Source organism: Streptomyces sp. NPDC041968, from assembly GCF_055589025.1.
Window position 1 is genome coordinate 835,697 of the sequence record NZ_JBVJCB010000001.1, and the last position, 26,006, is coordinate 861,702.

At 70.0% G+C, this 26,006-nt stretch carries 20 protein-coding genes and 2 tRNA genes; 3 read left to right on the plus strand and 19 right to left on the minus strand.

The features are described from left to right. From ACZ6EG_RS03785 to ACZ6EG_RS03835, 11 genes are all read right to left on the minus strand, one after another. A partial coding sequence (locus tag ACZ6EG_RS03785; RefSeq protein ID WP_469601232.1) for a trypsin-like serine protease occupies positions 1 to 1,386 on the minus strand: 1,386 nt, incomplete at its 3' end. Between the two features lie 206 nt (positions 1,387 to 1,592). Continuing rightward, complete coding sequence (locus ACZ6EG_RS03790) at positions 1,593 to 3,533, minus strand: TIGR03960 family B12-binding radical SAM protein (protein WP_361016432.1); 1,941 nt, start codon at positions 3,531 to 3,533, stop codon at positions 1,593 to 1,595. A gap of 108 nt (positions 3,534 to 3,641) precedes the next feature. Further along, positions 3,642 to 4,841: a rod shape-determining protein RodA gene (gene rodA / locus ACZ6EG_RS03795; protein WP_469601237.1), complete on the minus strand. Its 1,200-nt coding sequence runs from the start codon at positions 4,839 to 4,841 to the stop codon at positions 3,642 to 3,644. Continuing rightward, complete coding sequence (gene mrdA / locus ACZ6EG_RS03800; protein ID WP_391967995.1) at positions 4,838 to 7,129, minus strand: penicillin-binding protein 2; 2,292 nt, start codon at positions 7,127 to 7,129, stop codon at positions 4,838 to 4,840. Before mrdA ends, rodA begins: the two co-directional genes overlap by 4 nt. A gap of 105 nt (positions 7,130 to 7,234) precedes the next feature. Further along, positions 7,235 to 7,906 (minus strand): rod shape-determining protein MreD, encoded by a 672-nt coding sequence (mreD, locus tag ACZ6EG_RS03805; RefSeq protein ID WP_391967996.1) that lies wholly within the window; start codon positions 7,904 to 7,906, stop codon positions 7,235 to 7,237. A gap of 13 nt (positions 7,907 to 7,919) precedes the next feature. Then, positions 7,920 to 8,942 (minus strand): rod shape-determining protein MreC, encoded by a 1,023-nt coding sequence (mreC, locus tag ACZ6EG_RS03810; RefSeq protein WP_391967997.1) that lies wholly within the window; start codon positions 8,940 to 8,942, stop codon positions 7,920 to 7,922. A 200-nt stretch (positions 8,943 to 9,142) separates the two neighbouring features. After that, on the minus strand, positions 9,143 to 10,162 hold the full coding sequence (locus tag ACZ6EG_RS03815; protein WP_030381728.1) for a rod shape-determining protein: 1,020 nt from the start codon (positions 10,160 to 10,162) through the stop codon (positions 9,143 to 9,145). A 319-nt stretch (positions 10,163 to 10,481) separates the two neighbouring features. After that, positions 10,482 to 10,895 carry a nucleoside-diphosphate kinase gene (gene ndk, locus ACZ6EG_RS03820; RefSeq protein ID WP_356603389.1) on the minus strand — a complete coding sequence of 138 codons (414 nt, stop codon included), beginning with the start codon at positions 10,893 to 10,895 and terminating at the stop codon, positions 10,482 to 10,484. A 244-nt stretch (positions 10,896 to 11,139) separates the two neighbouring features. Next, entirely contained in the window at positions 11,140 to 11,496 is a 357-nt protein-coding gene (locus tag ACZ6EG_RS03825; protein ID WP_391967998.1) for a DUF4233 domain-containing protein, read from the minus strand. A 7-nt stretch (positions 11,497 to 11,503) separates the two neighbouring features. Then, positions 11,504 to 13,027, minus strand: coding sequence for a bifunctional tetrahydrofolate synthase/dihydrofolate synthase (folC, locus tag ACZ6EG_RS03830; RefSeq protein WP_469601244.1), 1,524 nt, complete (start codon positions 13,025 to 13,027; stop codon positions 11,504 to 11,506). 196 nt (positions 13,028 to 13,223) lie between these two features. Beyond that, positions 13,224 to 15,848, minus strand: a complete 2,625-nt coding sequence (locus ACZ6EG_RS03835) for a valine--tRNA ligase (RefSeq protein ID WP_469601246.1) — start codon at positions 15,846 to 15,848, stop codon at positions 13,224 to 13,226. Between the two features lie 137 nt (positions 15,849 to 15,985). On the opposite strand from ACZ6EG_RS03835, the gene ACZ6EG_RS03840 reads away from it, so the two are divergent. Further along, positions 15,986 to 16,951: a hypothetical protein gene (locus tag ACZ6EG_RS03840; protein WP_391968001.1), complete on the plus strand. Its 966-nt coding sequence runs from the start codon at positions 15,986 to 15,988 to the stop codon at positions 16,949 to 16,951. Between the two features lie 74 nt (positions 16,952 to 17,025). Here ACZ6EG_RS03840 and clpX read toward each other — a convergent pair whose 3' ends face one another. From clpX to ACZ6EG_RS03865, 5 genes are all read right to left on the minus strand, one after another. Further along, entirely contained in the window at positions 17,026 to 18,312 is a 1,287-nt protein-coding gene (clpX, locus tag ACZ6EG_RS03845; protein WP_356603399.1) for an ATP-dependent Clp protease ATP-binding subunit ClpX, read from the minus strand. A gap of 191 nt (positions 18,313 to 18,503) precedes the next feature. Beyond that, positions 18,504 to 19,184, minus strand: coding sequence for an ATP-dependent Clp protease proteolytic subunit (locus ACZ6EG_RS03850; RefSeq protein WP_356603401.1), 681 nt, complete (start codon positions 19,182 to 19,184; stop codon positions 18,504 to 18,506). A gap of 82 nt (positions 19,185 to 19,266) precedes the next feature. Next, positions 19,267 to 19,872, minus strand: a complete 606-nt coding sequence (locus tag ACZ6EG_RS03855; RefSeq protein ID WP_053142395.1) for an ATP-dependent Clp protease proteolytic subunit — start codon at positions 19,870 to 19,872, stop codon at positions 19,267 to 19,269. Between the two features lie 328 nt (positions 19,873 to 20,200). After that, the gene (tig, locus tag ACZ6EG_RS03860; RefSeq protein WP_391968002.1) at positions 20,201 to 21,604 is read right to left on the minus strand and encodes a trigger factor; all 1,404 of its coding nucleotides are present in this window, start codon (positions 21,602 to 21,604) and stop codon (positions 20,201 to 20,203) included. 184 nt (positions 21,605 to 21,788) lie between these two features. Beyond that, positions 21,789 to 21,865, minus strand: a tRNA-Pro gene (locus tag ACZ6EG_RS03865). 160 nt (positions 21,866 to 22,025) lie between these two features. On the opposite strand from ACZ6EG_RS03865, the gene ACZ6EG_RS03870 reads away from it, so the two are divergent. Continuing rightward, a tRNA-Gly gene (locus ACZ6EG_RS03870) sits at positions 22,026 to 22,096 on the plus strand. A gap of 132 nt (positions 22,097 to 22,228) precedes the next feature. Here the strand turns inward: ACZ6EG_RS03870 and ACZ6EG_RS03875 are convergent. Then, positions 22,229 to 22,423, minus strand: coding sequence for a hypothetical protein (locus ACZ6EG_RS03875; RefSeq protein ID WP_053130833.1), 195 nt, complete (start codon positions 22,421 to 22,423; stop codon positions 22,229 to 22,231). Between the two features lie 664 nt (positions 22,424 to 23,087). On the opposite strand from ACZ6EG_RS03875, the gene ACZ6EG_RS03880 reads away from it, so the two are divergent. Further along, positions 23,088 to 24,281: an acyltransferase family protein gene (locus ACZ6EG_RS03880; protein WP_469601251.1), complete on the plus strand. Its 1,194-nt coding sequence runs from the start codon at positions 23,088 to 23,090 to the stop codon at positions 24,279 to 24,281. Here ACZ6EG_RS03880 and ACZ6EG_RS03885 read toward each other — a convergent pair. Both ACZ6EG_RS03885 and ACZ6EG_RS03890 read right to left on the minus strand, forming a co-directional pair. After that, on the minus strand, positions 24,278 to 24,775 hold the full coding sequence (locus ACZ6EG_RS03885; RefSeq protein WP_469601254.1) for an HD domain-containing protein: 498 nt from the start codon (positions 24,773 to 24,775) through the stop codon (positions 24,278 to 24,280). The two genes, ACZ6EG_RS03880 and ACZ6EG_RS03885, sit on opposite strands and share 4 nt — an antisense overlap. Before the next feature lie 13 nt (positions 24,776 to 24,788). Beyond that, the gene (locus tag ACZ6EG_RS03890) at positions 24,789 to 26,006 is read right to left on the minus strand and encodes a PP2C family protein-serine/threonine phosphatase (protein ID WP_391968005.1); all 1,218 of its coding nucleotides are present in this window, start codon (positions 26,004 to 26,006) and stop codon (positions 24,789 to 24,791) included.

Below are 26,006 nucleotides of genomic sequence, written 5' to 3' on the forward strand. Positions count from 1 at the left end.
GCCCTGACCGTTGCCGTACAGCACGCCCACATCGGTGCGACCGTCACCGTCGAAGTCACCCGACGTCACCTTGGACCGCTCCCAGTCCCAGCTGATGGTGCCGGCGCTGTCCCAGACCTTCTCGGGCTTGCCGAAGCCGGTGCCGCTGCTGGTCAGCGTCCACAGCGCGGTGCGGTTGGTCCCGTCGTTCCCCGCGCCGTTGCCGTACAGCACGCCCACGTCGTCCCGGCCGTCAGCGTCGAAGTCGCCGGTGACCACCTTGGACCGGCTCCACTCCCAGCTGATCGACCCCGCGCTGTCCCAGACCTTCACGGGCTTGCCGAAGCCGGTGCCGCTGCTGGTCAGCGTCCACAGGGCGGTGCGGTTGGTCCCGTCGCTCTGGCGGCCGTAGTCGTAGAGCACGCCGACGTCGCCGTCGCCGTCACCGTCGAAGTCGCCGCTGAACGCCTTGGACCGGCTCCAGTTCCAGCTGCCTCCCGTGGCGCTGTCCCACACGCGCACGGGGCTGCCGAAGCCGGTGCCGTTGCTGGTCAGCGTCCACAGGGCGGTGCGGTTGGTCCCGTCGGTGCCCTGACCGTAGTCGTACAGCACACCCACGTCTCCCCGACCGTCTCCGTCGAAGTCGGCGGCGGGGGTCCTCACGGCGTTCCGGGCGACCCAGTCGCGGACGTCGTCGACGCGGGCGGCGACCGCGCCGGCGGAGGCGCCCTCCGCGGAGTCGACACCGAAGCAGCCCACCTGGTTCGAACGGCTGCTGACCGCGACGAGCGCGGGGCGGCCGTCGACGGTCCGCAGGACGGGACCGCCCGCGTCGCCCTGGCAGACCGAGGCGCCGTCCTTGCCGCTCAGGGTCAGGTCGGCGCCGTCGACGGCGGTGACGGCGAAGGTGCCGGTGTGCCGGTCGAGCGGCACCCACTCGGTCGCGGTGCGACCGTGACCGGCGACGGTGAGGTCCTGCCCGGCGACGGGCGCCGCGGTGGCGAGGGCGACGGGGGCCACCCCGCGCACGGGCTGCGCCAGGCGGGCCAGCACCAGATCGCGCTCGCCGTGCGGGCGGAGCTCCAGGACGGCCCTCTGCACCCCGCCCACGGTCGCGACGGTCTTCAGCCGGGGCGCACCGGCCGGGACGGAGAGGTCGGCGGCCGGGTTCTCGGCGAAGCAACTGGCGGTCGTGAGCACCCACTCGGGCGAGACCAGCGAGCCCGAGCAGCCCCGCTGGTGGTCACCGACCACGAGCCGGGCGGTGAATCCCAGGTCGGCGTCGGTCGAGGGCCGGCCGACCAGAGCCTCCGCGGGCGTGACGCTCAGGAACAGCGGCACCGCGCCGAGCAGCACGGCTGCCCGTCTGAGCCGGCGCGGGCGTGAAGCGGTCGTGCGTACGTTCATGGCGATCCTAGGAGTCGGTCTCGGGAACTGGCTCGAAGGTTGCGGTACGCCGAGTGCTCTTCACATGCCGGGCCGTGCTCTTCGCGCCCCGTCGGCGAAGAACACCCGATACCCGCCCCCGCGGCCATCTAAGACCGTGCTCCATGATCCGTCCACGGGACGAACCACCCGAGGCATGACGTACGTCACCTGCGTGCCACCCGCCGTTACTTGACCGTCAACGGCAGCAGCTTCTTGCCGGTCGGGCCGATCTGGATCTCCGTGTCCATCGCGGGGCACACCCCGCAGTCGAAGCACGGGGTCCAGCGGCAGTCGTCGACCTCGGTCTCGTCGAGGGCGTCCTGCCAGTCCTCCCAGAGCCACTCCTTGTCGAGGCCGGAGTCGAGGTGGTCCCAGGGCAGGACCTCCTCGTAGCCGCGCTCGCGGGTGGTGTACCAGTCGACGTCGACGCCGAAGGGCTCCAGGGCCTTGTCGGCGCAGGCCGTCCAGCGGTCGTAGGAGAAGTGCTCGCGCCAGCCGTCGAAGCGGCCGCCGTCCTCGTAGACGGCGCGGATGACGGCGCTCATGCGGCGGTCGCCGCGGGAGAGGAGGCCCTCGATGATGCCGGGCTTGCCGTCGTGGTAGCGGAAGCCGATGGAGCGGCCGTACTTCTTGTCGCCGCGGATCTTGTCGCGGAGCTTCTGCAGGCGGGCGTCGGTCTCCTCGGAGGAGAGCTGCGGGGCCCACTGGAAGGGGGTGTGGGGCTTGGGGACGAAGCCGCCGATCGAGACGGTGCAGCGGATGTCGTTGGAGCCGGAGACCTCGCGGCCCTTCTGGATCACGCGGGTGGCCATGTCGGCGATCTGGAGGACGTCGTCGTCGGTCTCGGTCGGCAGGCCGCACATGAAGTACAGCTTCACCTGGCGCCAGCCGTTGCCGTAGGCGGTGGCGACGGTGCGGATCAGGTCCTCCTCCGAGACCATCTTGTTGATGACCTTGCGGATGCGCTCGGAGCCGCCCTCGGGGGCGAAGGTGAGGCCCGAGCGGCGGCCGTTGCGGGTCAGCTCGTTGGCCAGGTCGATGTTGAAGGCGTCGACGCGGGTGGAGGGGAGGGACAGGCCGATCTTGTCCTCCTCGTACCGGTCCGCGAGGCCCTTGGCGACGTCGGCGATCTCCGAGTGGTCCGCGGAGGAGAGGGAGAGGAGGCCGACCTCTTCGAAGCCGGTGGCCTTCAGGCCCTTCTCGACCATGTCGCCGATGCCGGTGATGGAGCGCTCGCGCACCGGACGGGTGATCATGCCGGCCTGACAGAAGCGGCAGCCGCGGGTGCAGCCGCGGAAGATCTCCACCGACATGCGCTCATGGACCGTCTCGGCCAGCGGCACGAGGGGCTGCTTGGGGTAGGGCCACTCGTCGAGGTCCATGACGGTGTGCTTGGACACACGCCACGGCACGCCCGAGCGGTTGGGGACGACGCGGGCGATACGGCCGTCGGGGAGGTACTCGACGTCGTAGAAGCCGGGGACGTACACCCCGCCCGTCCTCGCCAGGCGCAGGAGGAGCTCCTCGCGGCCGCCGGGGCGGCCCTCGGCCTTCCAGGCGCGGATGATGGCGGTGATCTCCAGGACGGCCTGCTCGCCGTCGCCGATGACCGCGCAGTCGATGAAGTCGGCGATCGGCTCGGGGTTGAAGGCCGCGTGGCCGCCGGCCAGGACGACCGGGTCGTCGATGCCGCGGTCCTTGGCCTCCAGCGGGATGCCGGCCAGGTCGAGGGCGGTCAGCATGTTCGTGTAGCCCAGCTCCGTGGAGAAGGAGAGGCCGAACACGTCGAAGGCGCCCACGGGGCGGTGGCCGTCCACGGTGAACTGCGGGACGGAGTGCTCCCGCATCAGCGCCTCGAGGTCCGGCCACACGCTGTAGGTGCGCTCGGCGAGGACGCCCTGCTGTTCGTTGAGGACCTCGTAGAGGATCATGACGCCCTGGTTGGGCAGACCGACCTCGTACGCGTCCGGGTACATCAGAGCCCAGCGGACGTCGCAGGATTCCCAGTCCTTGACCGTGGAGTTGAGCTCTCCGCCGACGTACTGGATCGGCTTCTGCACATGCGGGAGCAGAGCTTCGAGCTGCGGAAACACGGAAGACACAGACTCGGCGGCTTCGGCAGGCATCTCACGGAACCTTCGTGTGCTGACAAGGGGGACCATCCAGCCTAACCCGGCCCGGATGGTCCCCCTTACCGCTCGTCCCCGTACCGCCCGTCCCCCGGGTCTGCCCGGCTAGGCGGACATGGGTCTCTGCACGGTGATCGACTGGAGGAGCCCCACCGCTATCCACACGGCGAACATGGAGGAGCCGCCGTAGGAGACGAAGGGCAGGGGCAGGCCGGTGACCGGCATGATGCCGAGTGTCATGCCGATGTTCTCGAAGGTCTGGAAGGCGAACCAGGCGACGATCCCGGCGGCGACGACCGTCCCGTACAGGTCGGTGGTGTCGCGGGCGATCCGGCAGGCGCGCCAGAGCACCACGCCGAGCAGGACGACGATGAGCCCGGCGCCGAGGAAGCCCAGTTCCTCACCGGCGACGGTGAAGACGAAGTCGGTCTGCTGTTCCGGTACGAACTGACCGGTGGTCTGCGAGCCGTGGAAGAGGCCGGAGCCGGTCAGGCCGCCGGAGCCGATGGCGATGCGCGCCTGGTTGGTGTTGTAGCCGACGCCGGCGGGGTCGAGTTCCGGGTTGGCGAAGGCGGCGAAGCGGGCGATCTGGTAGTCGTCCAGGATGCCGAGCTGCCAGACCGCGAGCGCGCCGGCGGTTCCGGCGCCGAGCAGGCCGAAGATCCACCGGTTGCTGGCTCCGGAGGCGAGCAGCACGCCCAGCACGATGATGACCATGACCATGACCGACCCGAGGTCCGGCATGAGCATCACGATCAGCATCGGCACGGTGGCGAGGCCCAGGGCCTGGAGCACGGTCCGGTGGTCCGGGTGCGGCCGGTCCCCCGCGTCGACGCGGGCGGCCAGCAGCATCGCCATGCCCAGGATGATCGTGATCTTCACGAACTCCGAGGGCTGGAGGGAGAAGCCGCCGGGGAGCTTGATCCAGGAGTGGGCGCCGTTGATCGTGGAGCCGAGCGGGGTGAGCACCAGCAGGATCAGGAAGACGGACGCGCCGTACAGCAGCGGTACGGCGGTGCGCAGGGCGCGGTGTCCGATCCAGACGACGCCGACCATCAGGGCGAGGCCGATGCCGGTGTTCAGCAGGTGCCGGGTGAGGAAGTAGTACGGGTCGCCCTGGTTCAGCTCGGTGCGGTTGCGGGTGGCCGAGTAGACGAGCAGGGAGCCCATCAGGGAGAGGGCGACGGCGGCCAGCAGTATCGGCCAGTCGAGTCGCCGGGCGAGGGAGTCCCGGGCGAAGAGCCGGGTCCATCCGGCCTTCTCGGGTCCGTACCCGGAGACCTGGAAGCTGTTGGCTCCGGTCATGCGCGCGTCCTCCGGCTTCCGCTCGCGCCCGTCCCGCCGCGCCGGCCACCGCCGCCGCGCCGCCGGTGGCGGCGGGTGGCGCGGTTGTCGCCGGTCTGTGTCGGCGGGGTCGTTCCCTGCTGCTGTTCCTCGACGGGGGCGTACTCGTCCTCGGGGGATGCCTTCTTCTCCGGCAGCAGGTCCTTGACGGCGTCCTTGGACATCTTGGGGGCGGGGATGGTGCCGTCCGCCTTGATCGTCGGCAGCTTCGCCTGCGGCCGGGGCAGCAGCGCCTTCTTCTGGTCGATGTCGCCCTCGTCCGAGACGCCGTAGAGCGCGTCGTAGATGTTGCGGACGGCGGGTCCCGAGGCGCCGGAGCCGGTGCCGCCCTGGGAGATCGTCATGACGATCGCGTAGTCGTCGGTGTAGGTGGCGAACCAGGAGGTGGTCTGCTTGCCGTGGACCTCGGCGGTGCCGGTCTTGGCGTGCATCGGGATCTTGTCCTGCGGCCAGCCGCCGAACCGCCAGGCAGCGGTGCCGCGGGTGGCGACGCCTTCGAGGGCGTCGTCCATCTTGGCGAGCGTGGTCTTGCTTATGGGCAGCTTGCCGTGCGCCTTGGGCTTGATCTCGTCGACGTGCTTGCCGTCGGGGCTGATGACCGCCTTGCCGATGGTGGGGTCGTACAGCGTGCCGCCGTTGGCGATGGCTCCGTAGATGGTGGCCATCTGGATGGGGGTGACGAGGGTGTCGCCCTGGCCGATGGAGTAGTTGATGGCGTCACCGGCGCGCATCTTGTTGCCTTCGAGGCAGCCTTCGTAGGCGAGCTTCTCGACGTAGGAGCCGTCCTTCTTGCCCGTCTTGCACCAGGCGTCCTTGTTGGCCTCCCAGTAGTCCTGCTTCCACTGGCGGTCGGGGACGCGGCCGGTGACCTCGTTGGGGAGGTCGATGCCGGTCTCCTTGCCGAGGCCGAACTGGTGGGCGGCCTTGTAGAAGTAGTCGTTCGGCTTCTTGGGGTTGGTGCCGCCGTCCTTCTTCCACTCCTCGTGGGCGAGGCGGTAGTAGACGGTGTCGCAGGAGAGTTCCAGGGCGCGGCCGATGCTGATGGAGCCGTAGCTGGCGGACTCGAAGTTCTTGAAGACCTGGCCGCCGACGGAGTACGAGCTGGAGCAGTCGTAGCCGCCGTCGAAGTCGTAGCCGGCCTCCACGGCGGCGGACGAGGAGACCACCTTGAAGATCGAGCCGGGGGCCGCCTGGCCCTGGGTGGCCCGGTTGAGCAGCGGGTAGTTGGACTCCTTGCCGGTGAGCTTCTTGTAGTCCTTGGCGGAGATGCCGCCGACCCAGGCGTTGGGGTCGTACGTCGGGTTGGAGGCCATGGCGACGACGCGGCCGGTCTTGGCCTCCATCACCACGACGGCGCCGGCGTCGGCCTCGTAGAGCCGGTTGGTGTTGCGGTCCATCTCCTTGCGCGCGGCCTTCATCGCCTCGTTCAGCTCGTACTCGGCGACGCGCTGGACGCGGGCGTCGATGCTGGTGACGAGGTTGGAGCCGGGCACACCGGGGTCGGACTCGGCCTCGCCGATGACGCGGCCGAGGTTGTCGACCTCGTAGCGGGTGACGCCGGCCTTGCCGCGCAGCGCCTTGTCGTACTGGCGCTCGATGCCGGAGCGGCCGACCTGGTCGGAGCGGAGGAAGGGCGAGTCGGTGTCCTTGGCCTTCTCGATCTCCTCGTCGGTGACCGGGGAGAGGTAGCCGAGGACCTGCCCGGTGTTGGCCTTGCCGGGGCTCGCGTAGCGGCGTACGGCCATGGGTTCGGCGGTGATGCCGGGGAAGTCCTCGGCGCGCTCGCGGATCTGGAGGGCCTGCTTGGCGGTGGCCTCGTCGGTGACGGGGATGGGCTGGTAGGGCGAGCCGTTCCAGCAGGGCTGGGGGGTCTCGGCGTCGCAGAGCCGGACCTTGTCCATGACGTCCTTGGGCTTCATGCCGAGGACGCCGGCGAGCTTGGTGAGGACGGCCTCGCCGTCGTCCTTCATCTTCAGCAGGTCGGTGCGGGAGGCGGAGACCACGAGCCGGGTCTCGTTGTCGGCGAGCGCCACGCCGCGCGCGTCCAGGATGGAGCCGCGGGGCGCGGGCTGGACGACCTGCTGGACGTGGTTGCCGGAGGCCTCCTTGGCGTACTCGTCGCCCTGGCGGATCTGGAGGTACCAGAGCCGGCCGCCGAGGGTGCCGAGGAGGGAGAGGACCAGGACCTGGATGACGACGAGCCGGATCTGGACGCGGGTGCTGCGGCCGGTCTCGGGGATGTTAGTCATGGGCGCGGCCCGTTCCGTTCGGGGTGGCGGTGGGCGACGGGTGGGCGTTCGTCACTGCTGCCGCCTCCCCCTGGCCCCGTGTGCTGGTGGTGTGCTGCCGCGTCCTCACAGTCGCTTGACCCCCTTGATGCGTCCGGCGCGGGCCACCCGGGCCCGGGCCGCCTTCACCCGCAGTCCGTTGCGCTGGTTGCCGATGCGCAGCCCGGTGCCTCCGGAGAGCCAGCCGGAGGAGATGTCGGGCTTCTGGCCGGCGGAGCCGGCGTCGGCCAGCGGGTCGTTCTCGGCGCGTCTGGCGAGGGCCATGATGCCGGGGACGACGAAGGGCGCGAGCAGCAGGTCGTAGAGGGCCGCCGTGAACAGCAGGCTGGGCAGGCCGACGTGGCGGGCGGCGGTGTCGCCGACGAGGGCGCCGACTCCGGCGTAGAGCAGGGTGGTGCCGAGGGCGGCGACGACCACGACGACCATGGGGCCGGTGGCGGACCTGAGCCGGCCGTTCTCCGGCTTGGCGAGGCCGGCGAGGTAGCCGATGACGCAGAGCACCAGGGCGTAGCGGCCGGCGGCGTGGTCGGCGGGCGGGGCGAGGTCGGCGAGGAGTCCGGCGCCGAAGCCGACGAGGGCGCCGCCGACGTGGCCGTAGACCAGGGCGAGGCCGAGGACGGTGAGCAGGAGCAGGTCGGGGACGGCGCCGGGCAGGTGCAGGCGGGCGAGGACGCTCACCTGGAGCACCAGGGCGACGACGACCAGGGTGGCGGACAGCAGGATCCGGTTGACGCGCATGGGGTGAAAGCTCCTACTGCTCGGTCTGCTCGGACTGCTGGTTCTGCCCGGTCCCGCCGTCCTGGGCCTGGCCGTCCTGCGTCTGGCCGTCTGGGGCCTGACCGTCCTGGGCCTGGCCTTCGGGGTCGGCTCCGGGGGTCACGGTCACCGTGACGGTCGGCGTGGGCTTCGGCTGCTTCTTCTCCGGGAGCACCGTGTCGCGCGGGTCCTTCTGCGGGGCCTGGACGACGACGCCGACGATGTCGAGCTTGGTGAAGCTGACGAACGGCGTGACGTCGAGGATGCGGGTCAGGTCGCCGCCGGAGGGGTCGACGCGGGAGACGATGCCGACGGGGACGCCCGGCACGAACGGCTTGTCGGCCTGGGACCCGAAGGTCACCAGCCGGTCTCCCTTCTTGACGTCGGCCTTGCCGTTGAGGAGTTCGACGCGCAGCGGACGGCCGCCCTGGCCCGAGGCGAAGCCGAGTTCGTCGCCGGCCTCCATGCGGGTGCCGACGGTGAAGTCGGGGTCGTTGGCGAGCAGCACGGTGGCGCTGTTGGGTCCGACGGTGGTCACCCGCCCCACCAGACCGTCGCCGTTGAGGACGGTCATGTCGCGCTTGATGCCGTCGTTCGCGCCGACGTCGATGGTGACGGTCCAGGAGAAGCCCTGGGCGGCTCCTATGGCGATGACCTGGGCGCCCTTGATGCCGTACTGGCCGGCGCCGGCGAGTCCGAGCATCTTGTCGAACTGCTTCAGGCGGCTGCGGCCGCGCTCGTCGCTGCCGAGTTTCGCCTTCAGGGCCGCGTTCTGCGTCTCCAGCGCGGCGAGCCGGTCGTGGCGGTCGCCGGAGTCGCGGACCGCGGAGACCGCGTTGCCGACCGGGTCGACGGCGGAGGAGACCCCGTTCTCGATCGGGCCGAAGACCGAGGCCGCGGCCTGCCGGGCACCGTCGACCGGTGAGTCCTCCCCGCCGCGGATGTCCACCGTGATCAGTGCGAACGCGATGGCGATCAGCAGCACCAGGAGCAGCCGGCTCTCTTTCGTGTCCCTCACGTGCGGCGGCCGTGCCTTCCTCGTCGAAATTCGGGAATCTCGGAATTTACGTGGCGGTGTTCAGGAATTCAGATGTCTCGGTGGGTGCGGTGCTCGGGGCGGTCGCGCCGCACTCGCCGTGCTTGCGTACTGAAGCCTCTATATCAACGATCCGCCGCACGAGAGGAGATCGTCTCGTACGGCGGAACCGAAGCGTTACGTCATCTGCGGGGCTGGGCGTCCAGCACCTGCTGAAGCGCCTCGAACTCCTCGACGCACTTGCCGGAGCCGAGCGCCACGCTGTCCAGCGGGTCCTCGGCGATGTGGATCGGCATCCCGGTCTCCCGGCGCAGCCGCTCGTCGAGCCCGCGCAGCAGCGCGCCACCGCCGGTCAGGACGATGCCCCGGTCCATGATGTCGCCGGACAGCTCCGGCGGACACTTGTCGAGGGTGGTCTTGACGGCGTCGACGATCGCGTTGACCGGCTCCTCGATCGCCTTGCGCACTTCGGCGGCGGAGATGACGACGGTCTTGGGCAGCCCGGAGACGAGGTCCCGGCCGCGGATTTCGGTGTGCTCGTCGGAGTCGAGGTCGTACGCCGAACCGATCGTGATCTTGATCTGTTCGGCCGTGCGCTCACCCAGCAGAAGGCTGTACTCCTTCTTGACGTGCTGGATGATCGCGTTGTCCAGCTCGTCACCCGCGACGCGGATGGACTGGGCGGTGACGATGCCGCCGAGCGAGATGACCGCGACCTCCGTGGTGCCGCCGCCGATGTCGACCACCATGTTGCCCGTGGCCTCGTGGACCGGCAGGCCGGAGCCGATGGCCGCGGCCATGGGCTCCTCGATGATGTGCACCTGACGGGCGCCGGCCTGGGACGACGCCTCGATGACGGCGCGGCGCTCGACGCCGGTGATGCCCGAGGGCACACAGACGACGACCCGCGGACGAGCCAGATAACGCCGCTTGTGGATCTTCAGGATGAAGTAGCGGAGCATCCGCTCGGTGATCTCGAAGTCGGCGATGACGCCGTCCTTCAGCGGGCGCACGGCAACGATGTTGCCCGGCGTGCGCCCGATCATCTTCTTCGCTTCGGCGCCGACCGCGAGGATGCCACCGGTGTTGGTGTTGATCGCGACGACGGACGGCTCGTTGAGTACGATCCCGCGACCCCTGACGTACACCAGCGTGTTGGCGGTCCCGAGGTCGACAGCCATGTCACGGCCGATGAACGACATTGAGTTCCCCATCAGGATTCGACTGGCCTTCCCAGGAGCTTTTGAGGGCTTTTCAGGTAGGCGAAGTGGGTGCAGTGACGCGTGGAGGCTTCCATCGTAGACGCGCTTTCGCGAACACTGCGCGAGGGTCTTCGCCATTGTCAGCAGATGGCGCCTCGCCTCGCTTGTGGAGACGGGCCAACGGGGGCATCCGTTCCCCCGATCAGGCGCGCATATGCCACAGGGCGGTCGCTTTTACGCGACCGCCCCGGTGCGCTGCGGGCCATTCGGCTGACGCGGCGTCAGAAAAAAGATGTGTCCGGCGTGTCCGGCGGGAGGCTCAGACCCGGCCCGGGAAGAAGATCTTCAGCTCGCGCTCGGCGGACTCCTCGGAGTCGGAGGCGTGGATCAGGTTCTCCCGGACGATCACGCCGAAGTCACCGCGGATGGAGCCGGGGGCGGCGGCGATGGGGTCGGTCGGACCGGCCAGCGCCCGCACGCCCTCGATGACCCGCTCGCCCTCGACGACCAGGGCGACGACCGGACCGGACGCCATGAACTCGACCAGCGGCTCGTAGAAGGGCTTGCCCTTGTGCTCGCCGTAGTGCTGCTCCAGCGTCTCGGCGTCCAGGGTGCGCAGTTCCAGCGCGGTGATCTGCCAGCCGGCCTTGCGCTCGATACGGCTGATGATCTCGCCGGTCAGGCCACGACGGACGGCGTCGGGCTTGAGGAGGACGAGGCTGCGCTGGGTCACGACGGGCTCCCTTGGGTGTGCGGTGGTGCGACGTGATGACTGAGGTTACCGGGCGTGTCGCGGCGCCTGTCACGCAGCGTCAGCCGGCCACCGGGCAGCGCCCGCGACGGCCGGACGTCCGGCGTCCGGCGAGGACCCCCGGGCAGGCCGACGGCACCCGGCCGGGACCGCCCAGCCACCCACCGCCGACGGCACCCGGCGAGGACCGCCCAGCCCGCCGCCGACGGCGTCCGGCCAGGACCGCTCAGGCGGCGTCCGGGGCGGAGCCCTCGGCCTGGGCGGCGAATCTCGCCTTCGCCTCGTCGATCTTCCGCCCGTAGTGCACGGAGGCCCACCACAGGGCCGCGAAGAGGGCGCCGAGGAAGAACATGGACGGCACGACGAAGCCGGAGGCGATCAGGGCGATCTGCAGGGCCCAGCCGAAGGCGATGCCGCCCGGCCGGGTCACCACGCCGCACAGCGCCACGCACAGGAACATCGCGATGCCGCTGACCGTCCACACCGTCCCCACGGCCAGGTCCGGGTCCTTCATGGCGACCAGACCGGCGAAGCCGATGACGAAGAACTCGCCGATCAAGGTCGAAGCACAGAGCGTACGCACGTGGATCTCAGCCCTTCCCCAGCAGCAGCCGGGCCTCGCCGACGGTGATGACGGAACCGGTGACGAGCACACCGCCGCCCGCGAACTCGCCCTCCTCCTCGGCCAGCGTGATCGCGGCCTCCAGGGCGTCCGGCAGTCGCGGCTCGACCTGGACGCGGTCCTCGCCGAACACCTCGACGGCGATCCCGGCCAGCTCGTCGGCGTCCATCGCGCGGTGGCTGGAGTTCTGGGTGACGACGACCTCGGCGAAGACCGGCTCGAAAGCCTCCAGGAGGCCGCGCACGTTCTTGTCGCCGCTGGCGCCGACCACGCCGATGAGGCGGCTGAACTGGAAGGCCTCCCCGATCGCCTCGGCGGTGACGCGGGCCCCGGCCGGGTTGTGCGCCGCGTCGAGCACCACGGTGGGCGAGCGCCGCACCACCTCCATCCGTCCCGGTGAGGCGACGGCGGCGAAGGCCTTGCGCACGGTGTCGACGTCCAGCGGCTCGGGGCGCTGCGCGCCGACGCCGAAGAACGCCTCGACGGCGGCCAGCGCGACCGCCGCGTTGTGGGCCTGGTGGGCGCCGTGCAGCGGCAGGTAGACGTCGGTGTACTCGCCGCCGAGCCCGCGCAGGGTCAGCAGCTGTCCGCCGACGGCGACCTCCCGGGCGACGACGCCGAACTCCAGCCCCTCGCGGGCCACGGTGGCGTTGACGTCGACCGCCTTCTTCAGCATGACCTGCGCCGCGTCCACCGGCTGCTGGGCGAGGATCACGGTGGCGTCCTGCTTGACGATGCCGGCCTTCTCGGTGGCGATCGCGCCGGGCGTCTCGCCGAGCCGGTCGGTGTGGTCCAGGTCGATGGGGGTGACGACGGCGACGTCACCGTCGATGACGTTGGTGGCGTCCCAGGAGCCGCCCATGCCGACCTCGACGACGGCCACGTCCACGGGCGCGTCGGCGAAGGCGGCGTACGCCATGCCGGTCAGCACCTCGAAGAACGACAGCCGGTACTCCTGCTGCGCGTCGACCATCTCGACGTACGGCTTGATGTCCTGGTACGTCTCGATGAACCGCTCGGCGGCGATCGCGGCGCCGTCCAGGCTGATCCGCTCGGTGATCGACTGCACGTGCGGCGAGGTGTACCGCCCGGTGCGCAGCTCGAAGGCGCCGAGCAGGGCCTCGATCATGCGGGCGGTAGAGGTCTTGCCGTTGGTCCCCGTGATGTGGATGGACGGGTACGAGCGCTGCGGCTCCCCCAGCACGTCCATCAGGGCGGCGATGCGGGCGACGGACGGCTCCAGCTTGGTCTCGCCCCAGCGGGTGGCCAGCTCCGTCTCCACCTCGCGCAGCGCCCTGTCCACCTCGGGGTCCTCGGGGCGCGCGGGCACGTCGGCCTGCGGGGGCCCGCCCTGGGTGCGCAGGGTGCGGCTGCCGGCCTCGATGACGGCGAGGTCGGGGTCGCGGGTGGTCTCCGCCGCGATGATCTCGTCGAAGGACTCGGTGGGGTCAGCGGGGTCGGGCTGGTCGTTCTCGCCGGGGATGTCGCTCACGGGGACAGTCTACGGAGGCCTGCCGACAGGGCGCCCACGGAGTGGGGTGGCCCGGGTCTCGCGGCGAGTGCGGCGTCGTCGTGGCTGGTCGCGCCCGCGCGGCGGAGCCGCACGTCGAAACAGCCCCGCGCCCCTGGGGACGCGGAGGCTCCCGGTGCCGTGACGGCACCGGGAGCCTCCGCGGACGTTTCGGCGGCTACGCCTGCGGCAGCTTCTCCAGCTGGGCCTCGATGCGGGCGATGTCCTCGTCCGCCTTGGCCAGCCGGCCCCGGATCTTGTCCACGACGTGGTCCGGCGCCTTGGCGAGGAACGCCTCGTTGCCGAGCTTCCCGTTGGCCTGCGCCTTCTCCTTCTCCGCGGCGGCGAGGTCCTTGGCCAGCCGCTTGCGCTCCGCGGCGAAGTCGATGACCCCGGAGAGGTCGAGGGCGACCTCGACGCCCGCCACCGGCAGGGTCGCCGTCGCCGTGAAGGCGTCGCCCTCCGGCTGGAGGCGGAGCAGCTGGCGGACGGCCGCCTCGTGCGCCGCGAGCGCGCTGCCCGCGAGCGTCAGCCGGGCCGGGACCCGCTGGCCGGGCTGGAGGCCCTGGTCGGCGCGGAACCGGCGGACCTCGGTGATCACCGACTGGACGGTCCCGATCTCGCGCTCGGCGTCGGCGTCCCGGAAACCGGAGTCGGTCGGCCACTCGGCGATCACGACGGACTCACCGCCCGTGAGGGTGGTCCACAGGGTCTCCGTGACGAAGGGGACGACCGGGTGCAGCAGCCGCAGCGTGACGTCGAGGACCTCGCCGAGGACGCGCTTGCTGACCTCGGCGGCCTCGCCGCCCGCCTGGAAGGTGGTCTTGGACAGTTCGACGTACCAGTCGAAGACCTCGTCCCACGCGAAGTGGAACAGGGCGTCGGAGAGCTTCGCGAACTGGTAGTCCTCGTAGAACGCGTCGACCTCGGCGACCACCGAGTTGAGCCGGGAGAGGATCCACCGGTCGGTCGAGGACATCCTCGACGCGTCCGGCAGCGGGCCCTCGACCGTCGCGCCGTTCATCAGCGCGAAGCGGGTGGCGTTCCAGATCTTGTTGGCGAAGTTCCGGGAGCCCTGGACCCAGTCCTCGCCGATCGGGACGTCGACGCCCGGGTTGGCGCCGCGCGCGAGGGTGAAGCGCAGGGCGTCGGAGCCGTACTTGTCCATCCAGTCCAGCGGGTTGACCACGTTCCCGAAGGACTTGGACATCTTCTTGCCGTTCTGGTCACGGACCATGCCGTGCAGGGCGATGGTGTGGAACGGCGGGGTGCCGTCCATCGCGTAGAGCCCGAACATCATCATCCGGGCGACCCAGAAGAAGAGGATGTCGTAGCCGGTGACCAGGACGGAGTTCGGGTAGAACTTCGCGAGCGAGTCGGTCTGCTCGGGCCAGCCGAGGGTGGAGAACGGCCACAGGCCGGAGGAGAACCAGGTGTCCAGGACGTCGGAGTCCTGGTGCCAGCCCTCGCCGCTCGGCGGCTGCTCGTCGGGGCCGACGCAGACGATCTCGCCGTTCGGCCCGTACCAGACCGGGATGCGGTGGCCCCACCACAGCTGGCGCGAGATGCACCAGTCGTGGAGGTTGTCGACCCAGTCGAAGTACCGCTTCTCCATCTCCTGCGGGTGGATCTTGACCTTGCCGTCGCGGACGGCGTCACCGGCCGCCTTGGCCAGCGGGCCGACCTTGACCCACCACTGCATGGACAGGCGCGGCTCGATGGTGGTCTTGCAGCGCGAGCAGTGGCCGACGGAGTGGACGTAGGGCCGCTTCTCGGCGACGATCCGGCCCTCGGCGCGCAGCGCGGCGACGATGGCGGAGCGGGCCTCCAGCCGGTCCAGGCCCTGGAAGGGGCCGTGGACGGTGATGACGGCGTGCTCGTCCATGACCGCGATGGCGGGCAGGTCGTGGCGCTGGCCGATCTCGAAGTCGTTCGGGTCGTGGGCGGGCGTCACCTTGACGGCACCGGTGCCGAACTCGGGGTCGACGTGCTCGTCGGCGACGACCGGGATGGAGCGGTCGGTCAGCGGCAGCTTGATCAGCTTGCCGACCAGGTGCTTGTACCGCTCGTCCTCCGGGTGGACGGCGACGGCGGTGTCACCGAGCATCGTCTCGGCACGGGTGGTGGCGACGACGATGGTCTCGTCCCCGTCCCCGTACTTCATCGAAACCAGCTCGCCGTCGTCGTCCTGGTACTCGACCTCGATGTCGGAGATGGCCGTCAGGCAGCGCGGACACCAGTTGATGATGCGCTCGGCGCGGTAGATCAGCTCGTCGTCGTAGAGCCGCTTGAAGATGGTCTGGACGGCCTGGGACAGGCCCTCGTCCATGGTGAAGCGCTCACGCGACCACGCGACACCGTCGCCGAGACGGCGCATCTGCCCGCTGATCTGCCCGCCGGACTCGCCCTTCCACTGCCAGACACGCTCGACGAACGTCTCCCGGCCGAGGTCGTGCCGGGACTTGCCCTCCTTGGCCAGCTCCCGCTCGACGACGTTCTGCGTGGCGATGCCGGCGTGGTCCATGCCGGGCTGCCACAGCGTCTCGTAGCCCTGCATGCGCTTGCGGCGGGTCAGGGCGTCGATGAGCGTGTGCTCGAAGGCGTGCCCGAGGTGCAGGCTGCCCGTGACGTTCGGCGGCGGGATGACGACGGTGTACGGAGGCTTCTCGCTCTGGGCGTCCGCCTCGAAGTAACCCCGTTCTACCCAGCGCTCGTACAGCTTCCCCTCTACCTCGGCCGGCGTGTACTGGGTCGGCAGTTCGGTCGTGGGCGCTGCTTGCGGCTGCTGAGTGTTCTCGGTCACGGGGGTCAGTTTACGGGCGTCACGACCGTGTCCCGAAACGCGTTTCGTTTGTAACGGTGCGGCCCCCGGTGGCTGCGGTCGGCCCTGGCTGCGTCAGGATGTCAGCACCACGTAAACATCTGGAGGGGAACCCAGCAATGAGTCACAACCAGCCGGGCCCGTACGGCGGGCAGCCTCAGCAGCCCGGACCGTACGGCCAGCAGGGGCCGTACGGCCAGCAGCCGCCGCAGGCCCCCCAGCCCGGCTATGGCTACCCCCAGCAGACACCTCCCCCGCAGCCGGGCTACGGCTACCCGCAGCAGCCCCAGCAGGGCGGCGTCCCCCCGCAGGCCCCGCCCTACGGCCAGCAGCCCCCGTACGGCCAGCAGCCTCCCTACGGCCAGCAGCCCTACGGCATGCCCCAGCCCCCGGCCCCGGGCGGCGGCAAGAAGAAGATGGGCCTGATCATCGGCGCGGTCGCCGTCGTGGCGGCGATCGGCGTCGGGGCGTACTTCGTCCTCGGCTCCAGCGGTGGCGGTGGCTCGGACATCGCCGACGACGGCCCGCACAAGCTGACGACGCCGGCGACGGTGCTCACGGACTACACGAAGTCCGAGGGCGGCGGCAGCACCATGGACGAGAGCGACCTCAAGGACGCCGAGTCCTGGGGCGTGAAGGACGCCAACGACGCCAGCGCCGCCTACGAGGCGAAGAACGAGGAGAACCCGCTCGCCACCAAGCAGCTCATGTTCGCCGGCGTCTACGGCACCATCGACGACCCGGAGAAGACCGTCGACGCGATGTTCGCGCACATGAAGAAGGAGAGCGAGAAGGGCGGCAGCGACGAGGACGTCACGCTGCAGGGGGACCCGAAGGAGTACAAGCCGGACTCGCTGGAGGGCGCGATCATCAAGTGCCAGCAGGCCGAGTTCAACAACTCCGACGGCGGCGCGAACGAGCCCAAGAAGATGAACATGACCTACTGCATCTGGGGCGACCACAGCACGCTCGGCTGGGTCATGCCGATGGACCTCCTCGACCTCGCGGCGGGCAAGAGCGGCGACCCGGAGAAGGCGGCGGACCTCACCGCCAAGTTCCGCAAGGAAGTCCGCGTCAAGGCCTGACGCCGGAGTACGGCAACGCGGAAGGGGCCCGGTCGAGCGACCGGGCCCCTTCCGCGTGCGTGCGTACCGTGCGGCTACGCCGTCTTCTGCTCGCCCGGGCCCCGCCCCCGCGAATCGCGGGGGATGAGCGTCGGGTTGACGTTGGAGAGGACCACGTCGGCCGTGATGACGACGCGGGCCACGTCCTTGCGGGACGGGACCTCGTACATCACGCCCTGGAGGACCTCCTCCATGATGGCGCGCAGGCCGCGGGCGCCGGTCTGGCGGAGGATGGCCTGGTCGGCGATGGCCTCCAGCGCCTCGCGCTCGAAGTCCAGCTCCACGCCGTCGAGTTCGAAGAGGCGCTCGTACTGCTTGACGAGCGCGTTGCGCGGCTCGACCAGGATCTGGAGCAGGGCCTCGCGGTCGAGGTTGTGGACCGAGGTGATGACCGGGAGCCGGCCGATGAACTCGGGGATCATGCCGAACTTGACCAGGTCCTCCGGCATGACCTGCTCGAACTGGTCCTTGGACTCGATCTCCCGCTTGGAGCGGATCGTCGCGCCGAAGCCGATGCCCTTGGCTCCGGCCCGGCCCTCGATGATCTTCTCCAGGCCCGAGAACGCACCGCCCACGATGAACAGGACGTTCGTCGTGTCGATCTGGATGAACTCCTGGTGAGGGTGCTTGCGGCCGCCCTGCGGCGGGACGGAGGCCGTGGTGCCCTCCAGGATCTTCAGCAGGGCCTGCTGGACGCCCTCGCCCGACACGTCGCGCGTGATGGAGGGGTTTTCACTCTTCCGCGCGACCTTGTCGATCTCGTCGATGTAGATGATCCCGGTCTCGGCCTTCTTGACGTCGTAGTCCGCGGCCTGGATCAGCTTCAGCAGGATGTTCTCGACGTCCTCACCGACGTACCCCGCCTCGGTGAGCGCCGTGGCGTCGGCGATCGCGAACGGGACGTTCAGCATGCGCGCGAGGGTCTGGGCGAGGAGGGTCTTGCCGGAGCCCGTGGGACCCAGCAGGAGGATGTTGGACTTCGCCAACTCGATGGCGTCCTCGCGGCCTTGGGCACCGCCGTTCTCGCCTGCCTGGACCCGCTTGTAGTGGTTGTACACCGCGACGGAAAGGGCCTTCTTGGCCGCCTCCTGGCCGACCACGTAGCCCTCGAGGAACTCGTAGATCTCGCGGGGCTTCGGGAGTTCCTCCCAGCGCACCTCGCTGGTCTCCGCGAGCTCTTCCTCGATGATCTCGTTGCAGAGATCGATGCACTCGTCGCAGATGTAGACACCGGGCCCTGCGATGAGCTTCTTGACCTGCTTCTGGCTCTTCCCGCAGAACGAGCACTTGAGCAGATCGCCGCCGTCACCGATGCGTGCCACGGTGTGCTTCCCCTTCGCCTGGGAGACTCCCGGACGTCGACGTCGCGTCGCCGTCCAGCGGACTCCTGGTGCTGCCTTATGTCCGACGGTACCTTGCCGGGCCCCCCGTCCGGGCCCCCCTTGGCACGGTTCCCTTTGACGTGAATCGCGTCAAACCGTGCCAAGGAGCGGCAGACGATACAGCCTCCCGCCTAGCGGAGAGAGGAGTTGTCCATCTTCCGGGTGGTGATGATCTGGTCGATCAGGCCGTAGCTCAGCGCGTCCTCGGCCGTGAGGATCTTGTCGCGCTCGATGTCCTCACGGATCTTCTCGACCGGCGTGGTGGAGTGCTTGGCCAGCATCTCCTCCAGCTGCGAGCGCATCCGCAGGATCTCGTTGGCGGCGATCTCCAGGTCGGAGACCTGACCGCGGCCCGTCTCGCTGTAGGGCTGGTGGATCAGGACGCGGGCGTTCGGCAGCGCCATGCGCTTGCCCGGGGTGCCCGCGGCCAGCAGGACGGCGGCGGCGGAGGCGGCCTGGCCCATGCAGACCGTCTGGACGTCCGGCTTCACGTACTGCATCGTGTCGTAGATGGCCGTGAGCGCCGTGAAGGAGCCGCCGGGGCTGTTGATGTAGACCGAGATGTCCCGGTCGGGGTCCATCGACTCCAGGCACAGCAGCTGCGCCATGACGTCGTTGGCGGAGGCGTCGTCGATCTGGACGCCGAGGAAGATCACGCGCTCCTCGAAGAGCTTCGCGTACGGGTCGTACTCGCGGACGCCCTGGGAGGTGCGCTCGACGAAGCGGGGGATCACGTAGCGGGACTCGGCCGAGGGGCCGGTGTACTCGGCGCGGGCGCGGTCGTACAGGCCGCTGCCGGGAAAGTCGTTCACAGTGTCTCCTGGAAAGGGGCTGAGGCGGTCGGCTGAGGCCGGCTGGGGCGCGCTGGGGCCCCCGCTGGGGCCCGCAGAGGGCTCAGGCGCCGGTACCGCCGCCGCCCGGCATGCCGGCGGCCGTGGGGATCACGTCGTCGATGAGGCCGTACTCCTTGGCCTCGAAGGCGTCGAACCAGCGGTCGCGGTCCGAGTCGCGGGTGATCTGCTCGATCGTCTGGCCGGTGTGCTGGGCCGTGAGCTCGGCCATGCGCCGCTTGGTGTGCAGCAGCCGCTCGGCGTGGATCTTGATGTCCGAGGCCGAACCGGCCAGGCCCGCGGAGGGCTGGTGGATCAGGATCTCGGCGTTCGGCAGGGCGAAGCGCTTGCCCGGGGTGCCCGCGCTGAGCAGGAACTGCCCCATGGAGGCGGCGAGGCCCATGGCGATCGTCACCACGTCGTTCTTGATGAACTGCATGGTGTCGTAGATCGCCATGCCGGCCGTGATCGAACCGCCCGGGCTGTTGATGTACAGGAAAATGTCCTTGTCCGGGTCGGCGGCAAGGAGCAGCAGCTGTGCGGTGATCTTGTTGGCAATGTCGTCGTCGACCGGCTGGCCGAGGAAGATGATCCGCTCGCCGAGCAGTCGGTTGTAGACCTGGTCGCCGAGGCCGCCACCGATGGAGGGCTCGCCGGCGGCTGAGGGCATCAGATTCGTCACGTATCCACCTGCTCGTCTTACGACGGCGCCGGGCCGTCTCACGTTTCCCTGCGGGGCTGGAGCCGCTTTCGGGGACTCCCCTGCCCTCGTATTCATGGACCCTAACGCGGTGGGCCTGCGGCGCCATCCCGGTTCTGCGGGTGTTCGCCGGGGGCGTAGCGCCGTGGCAGGTCCTGCTGGTCGCCGGGTACGGGTCCGTCGTGGTTGCTCGCACAGTTCCCCGCGCCCCCGAGGGGGCTGTCCGGCCGTACGGCGAAAGGGCCCCGGAACTGATCGTCCGGGGCCCTTTTCACGTCCGTCGGCGGAGACGCGAGGGTCAGCCCTCGGTCTTCTCCTCGGCCTTGTCGTCACCGGACTCGGTGGACTCGGCGGCGGCCTCGGCGGCCTCCGTCTCCTCCCCCTCGTCGTCCTCGTCGTCCAGGTCGACGAGCTCGCCGTTGGTGTCCTTGACCGTGGCCTTCTCGACCACGACGGCCAGGGCCTTGCCGCGGGCGACCTCGCCGACGAGGAGCGGGACCTGGCCCTGCTCGACGACGGCCTGGGCGAACTGGTCGGGGGACATGCCGGAGGAGGCCGCGCGGCGCATGAGGTGCTCGGTGAGCTCCTCCTGGCTGACGTTGAGGTTCTCCTGCTTGACCAGCTCGTCGAGGACGAACTGGGTCTTGATGCCCTTGACCGCGGCCTCGCGGGTCTCGGTGTCGAACTCCTCGGCGGTCTTGCCCTGGAGCTCGAGGTACTTCTCGAGGTCGAGACCCATCTGGCCGAGCTGGTGGTGCTCGAGGTTGTGCTTACGGGTGTTGATCTCGTCCTCGAGGAGCTTCTCGGGGATCGGGACCTCGACCAGCTCGAGCAGCTTGTCCAGGACGCGCTCCTGGGCCTGCGTCGCCTGGTCGTACTGCTTCATGTTGGCGAGGCGCTTGCGGCTGTCGGCGCGCAGCTCCTCCAGCGTGTCGAACTCCGACGCGAGCTGCGCGAAGTCGTCGTCCAGCTCGGGCAGCTCGCGCTTGGCGACCTGGGTGACCTTGACGGTGACCTCGGCCTCCTTGCCGGCCGCCGAGCCGCCCTTGAGCTCGGAGGTGAAGGTGGTCTCGCCACCGGCCTCCAGGCCCGTCACGGCGTCGTCGATGCCTTCCAGCAGCTCGCCGGAGCCGATGGTGTAGGAGACGCCGTCGGCGACGCCGTCCTCGAGGACCTCCCCGTCGACCTTGGCCCGCAGGTCGAGGGTGACCACGTCACCGTCCTCGGCGGCGCGCTCGACCGGGGCGGTGGAGGCGAAGCGCTCGCGCAGCTGCTCGACCGACTTCTCGACGTCCTCGTCGCTGACCTCGACCGCGTCGACCTCGACCTCGATGCCGGAGTAGTCCGGGATCTCGACGGTCGGGCGGATGTCGACCTCGGCGGTGAAGTTCAGCGTCTCGCCGTCCTTCAGCTCCGTGATGTCGACCTCGGGCTGGCCGAGCGGGTTCAGCTCGGCCTCGTTGACCGCGTCGGTGTAGAACTTGGGAAGCGCGTCGTTGACCGCCTCCTCCAGAACCGCACCGCGGCCGAACCGCTGGTCGATGACCCGGGCCGGGATCTTGCCCTTGCGGAAGCCCTTCACCGTGACCTGCTGGTTGATCTTCTTGTACGCCGCGTCGAGGCTGTCCTTGAGCTCCTCGAAGGGCACCTCGACAGTGAGCCGAACCCGGGTCGGGTTCAGGGTCTCCACGGCGCTCTTCACGGTTCGGTCTCCTTGGTGGCTGACTTCTTGGGTTCTGCCGGAGCCAGAGCGGCATCCGGCAAATTTCGCCGCCCGGGAGACTTCAGACGCTGAGACACACGGGCGTGCAGCTTGCATAGTAACGGCAGCGACTACACGGCCCAAAAGGCGATCACTCGCACTCGTCCGGGACGATCGACCGAGGTGGTCGGGGTGGCGGGATTTGAACCCACGGCCTTCCGCTCCCAAAGCGGACGCGCTACCAAGCTGCGCCACACCCCGTCTGGTGCGACACGTAGGGTACATGCCGCCAGGCGTCGCGGCCTTCCGGTTTCCCGCGCGCCGCGGACGGTCCGGCGCGGACCGGAAGGGGTGTGCGGTGAGGCGGGGCGACCCGCTAGGATGCCTGCAGTGCCGCGGTCGCCGACCTGCGGTGCGCTGTGCGGGCGTAGCTCAATGGTAGAGCCCTAGTCTTCCAAACTAGCTACGCGGGTTCGATTCCCGTCGCCCGCTCCGAGAGGCCTCCGGCCCGGTCCCTTCGAAGGGACCGGGCCGGAGGCCTTCGTGCTGTCCGGAGACCTTTGCGCCGTCCGGGGCCTTCGGGCCGACCGGGCGCCTCCGTGCGGGCCGGAGGCGGCGGGCCGGTCAGAACTGGATCGAGTTGATCGTGTCCGCTATCGAGTTCAGGAACCGCTGGATGTCGTCGGCCATGCCGGTGGACGCCAGGAAGAAGCCGAACAGGACCGCGACGATCGCCGGGCCCGCCTTGATGGAGCCCCCTCGCAGCAACACCACCAGGATGATCGCCAACAGCAGCACCACTGACAGTGAAATGGCCACAACTGATCACACCCTAGGTCGGTCCCTCTCCCGGCCCGGGGGTGCGGCCGCGCACACCCCCGCCAGAACCATCGTGCCACCAACCGGGCCCCGCTATGCGGCAGGTGACACATCGTCCGGCCGGCTTCTGGGGTGTCGCGGTTCCCCGTCCACACAGACGTACTCAACCGTCGCACCCCGCACACGAATTCGACAGGGCACCCGCGCGGGGAATTCCGGCCACTTCGTTTCGATGCCCACACAACGCGTTCGCAGATATTTCGAATTGTCGCGGGACGCACATCGAGGGGCACATCACAGGGAGATCTCGCAGGCCCCAGCGGCCCCCGTAAGCGCATTGAAGCGGACATTCCAGTGGAGTCACCCGCCGGACTTATGCACTGTTTAGTCATGACGAGTCATGACAAGTGGGGTGGTCCCGGGCCCGGCTTCCGGCGCGGCGCTGCTCGGGGGCGCACCGGCGCCACGGGGTCGCGGCGTTCGCGTTCGCCGAAATACACAGGGCCCACGAGGCACTCGTGCACGCGAATACGGGAATGACGTCGGAGGTTTTACGGATTCCCGCGGAGAACGCTAGGGTGCCTCAGATGTTCTACGCTGCCCCGTCCCCCACCAGAGCAGCGAGGTCCTGTGACGACTCGCCGATTTTCCGGCGGGGGGTCGCATGACGAGCTCGCTGCGATCGCGCGACGGCCGGACGACTCCGCTCCCGTCGAACCGGCAGACGCAGCCGGACCGTGCGCGCGACGCGTTCTTCGACAACGCCAAGTACCTGGCGATCGTGCTGGTCGGTGTCGGTCACGCGTGGGGCCAGATCCTGGACGGCAACCGGACCGTGGAGACCCTGTACCGGGTCCTGTACACGTTCCACATGCCGGCGTTCATCATCATCTCCGGCTACTTCTCGCGCAGTTTCGATCTGAGCCCCAAGCGTGTCAGGCGACTGGTCACCGGTGTCGCCGTCCCCTACGTCGTCTTCGAGGTCGCCTACGCTCTGCACCGCCGCCTCAGTGAGGACCCGGGCGCCGACATCAGCCTGTTGGACCCCACCTACCTGCTGTGGTTCCTGTGCGCGCTGTTCGTCTGGCGGCTGACCACCCCCCTCTGGAGGACGGTTCGTAGGCCGCTGCCGATCGCCCTGGCCATCGCCGCGCTGGCCTCCGTGACACCGACGATCGGCAACGACCTGAACATGCAGCGGGTGCTGCAGTTCCTGCCGTGCTTCGTGCTGGGCCTGCTGCTGCGCCCCGAGCACTTCCGGCTGGTGCGGCGCCGCTCGGTGCGGATCATGTCCGTGCCGGTGGTCGCGGCGGCGGTGGTCGTCGCCTGGTGGTCGGTGCCGCGCATGGAGACCGGCTGGTTCTACCGCAACGCCCCGGTGCAGGACACGGGCGCCCCCTGGTGGACCGGGCCCGTCGTGACGCTCGCGCTCTTCGGCTGCTCGGTGGTGCTCTCCGCGTGCTTCTTCGCCTGGGTGCCCGGTCGCCGCATGTGGTTCACGGCCCTCGGCGCGGGCACGATCTTCGGCTACCTGCTGCACGGCTTCCTGGTGAAGGAGGGCACGTACGCCGGCTGGTTCTCCCACCCCGCGCTCGACCGGCCGCTCGGCGAGATCGGGCTGACCGTCCTCGGCGCCGCCGTCATCACCGTGCTGTGCACCAGGCCCGTCCAGCGGGTCTTCAGGTGCGTGGTGGAGCCGAGGATGGAATGGGCCTTCCGGCGGGACCCGGGTGAGGCCGCCCGCGACCGCGAGCGGCGGGAGAAGCCCGAGGCGCGCGCGGCACGCGAGGCTGCCGAGGCACCCGAGGTGCGCGAGGCGCACGTGCCCGGCAGGGCCGGCGAGAAGGTCTCCGTCTAACTCCGGGCCGTCGGGCCGCCGTCCGGACCGAGGAGTGCGCGCATCCGCGTGTACTTCTCGGTCAGCCGGGCGCGGGTGGCCTCGTCGAGGACCGCGAGCCGCGCCGGGTCGGCGTTGTGCGCCAGGTCGGCCTCCTTGACCAGGCGCGCGCCGGGCGTGGCGAGGATGCGCGCGGCGTACTCCTCGGGCGGCTCCCCCGCGCGCTTGGTGAGGGCGAGCACGATGTCCTTGGTACGGCGGCTCAACGCGGCCTCGCGCAGCCACTCCTCGGACAGCGCGTCGTCCTCGACGGCGTCGTGCAGCCAGGCCGCCGCGATCTGCTCCTCGTCGCCGCCGCGCCGCCGGACGCCCTCGGCCACGGCCCGCAGGTGGTCGGTGTACGGCCGTCCCGCCTTGTCGGTCTGTCCGGCGTGGGCGGCGCGGGCGATGGTCTCGACCTCGGCCGCGGAGAGGGCCGGGGAGGGTTCGCCGGTGGGTGAGGGAGTGAGGGGCACGCCGTCCAGTGTGTCAGTCGGCCGTCGCCGGGGCCGCAGCCGTCGAGGCGGGCGTCGCCGGGCTGGGGGACGTCGCGCCCTCCCGGCAGATCAGCAGGAGCGCCCGGTCGTCGTTGACGTCCTTGGCGACCGCCTCGATCAGGTGCCATGCGGCGCCGTGGAAGCCGCCCGCCACATAGCGGTCGGCCTCGCCGGTGAGGCGGTCGATGCCCTCGGCGATGTCGCGGTCGGAGGTCTCCACCAGTCCGTCCGTGAACAGCATCAACACGTCCCCGGGGCGCAGCGAGCCCTTCACGGGGTCGAACTGCGCCCCGTCGTACACCCCGAGCAGCGGTCCCTCGGCGGACTTCTCCTCCCAGCGGCCGGTGCCCGCGCTGAGCTGGATGCCCGGCGGATGTCCGGCGGAGTACAGCTCGTAGTCGCCGGAGTCGAGGTCGAGGACGAGGTGGATGGAGGTGGCGAAGCCCTCGTCCCAGTCCTGGCGGAGCAGGTAGCCGTTGGCGGCCGGCAGGAAGGCGTGCGGCGGGAGGCTGCCCAGCAGGCCGCCGAACGCGCCCGACAGCAGCAGGGCCCGGGAGCCCGCGTCCATGCCCTTGCCGGAGACGTCCGTGAGGACCACCTCGAGGGTCCGGCCGCCGTTCGTGCGGGCCGCGACGACGAAGTCGCCGGAGAAGGACTGGCCGCCGGCCGGACGCAGCGCCATCTCGCGGTGCCAGCCCGGCGGCAGGCCCGGCAGCTTGCTCTGGACCCTGATGCGTTCGCGCAGGTCGAAGAGCATGGTGCCGCCGCGCCGCCAGGGCACGCCGACCCGGCTGCGGAACTGGGCGACCAGCAGTCCGAAGAAGCCGCAGGCCGCGACGACCAGGACGACGCCGGGGGTGACCCGGGAGGGGCCCTCGGTGTACGGGCCCAGTTGGACCGACTCCACGATCAGCGCGGTGGCCGCCGCCGCGTACAGGCCGAGCAGGCTCGCCGGGCGCAGCAGCAGGCCGCCCGCGACGATCGGCAGGACCAGCGCGGCCGGTGCGCACCAGACGCTGTTCATCATCGTGGTGGCCGCGATCACGGGGATCATCAGCAGCAGCCCGGCCAGGGCGATCCAGTCCGAGCCGTCGCCGCGGAAGTAGTCGACGGCGGACCGGCGCATGCCGACGCGGGCCCGGTGCCACTGCTTCTTCCACCGGGCCGTGAACGTCTCGGCCTCCGCGCGCCGCTGTCGTCCTGCTGCCAT

What these genes read in the sequence shown, in the direction of transcription:
- ACZ6EG_RS03790 (WP_361016432.1), bottom strand. Translation starts at nt 3,533, where the DNA reads ATGCCTGCCGAAGCCGCCGAGTCTGTGTCTTCCGTGTTTCCGCAGCTC.
- rodA (WP_469601237.1), bottom strand. Translation starts at nt 4,841, where the DNA reads ATGACCGGAGCCAACAGCTTCCAGGTCTCCGGGTACGGACCCGAGAAG.
- ACZ6EG_RS03840 (WP_391968001.1), top strand. Translation starts at nt 15,986, where the DNA reads ATGAGTCACAACCAGCCGGGCCCGTACGGCGGGCAGCCTCAGCAGCCC.
- ACZ6EG_RS03880 (WP_469601251.1), top strand. Translation starts at nt 23,088, where the DNA reads ATGACGAGCTCGCTGCGATCGCGCGACGGCCGGACGACTCCGCTCCCG.
- ACZ6EG_RS03890 (WP_391968005.1), bottom strand. Translation starts at nt 26,006, where the DNA reads ATGGCAGCAGGACGACAGCGGCGCGCGGAGGCCGAGACGTTCACGGCC.
- mrdA (WP_391967995.1), bottom strand. Translation starts at nt 7,129, where the DNA reads ATGACTAACATCCCCGAGACCGGCCGCAGCACCCGCGTCCAGATCCGG.
- ACZ6EG_RS03855 (WP_053142395.1), bottom strand. Translation starts at nt 19,872, where the DNA reads ATGCCCTCAGCCGCCGGCGAGCCCTCCATCGGTGGCGGCCTCGGCGAC.
- mreD (WP_391967996.1), bottom strand. Translation starts at nt 7,906, where the DNA reads ATGCGCGTCAACCGGATCCTGCTGTCCGCCACCCTGGTCGTCGTCGCC.
- ACZ6EG_RS03815 (WP_030381728.1), bottom strand. Translation starts at nt 10,162, where the DNA reads ATGTCGTTCATCGGCCGTGACATGGCTGTCGACCTCGGGACCGCCAAC.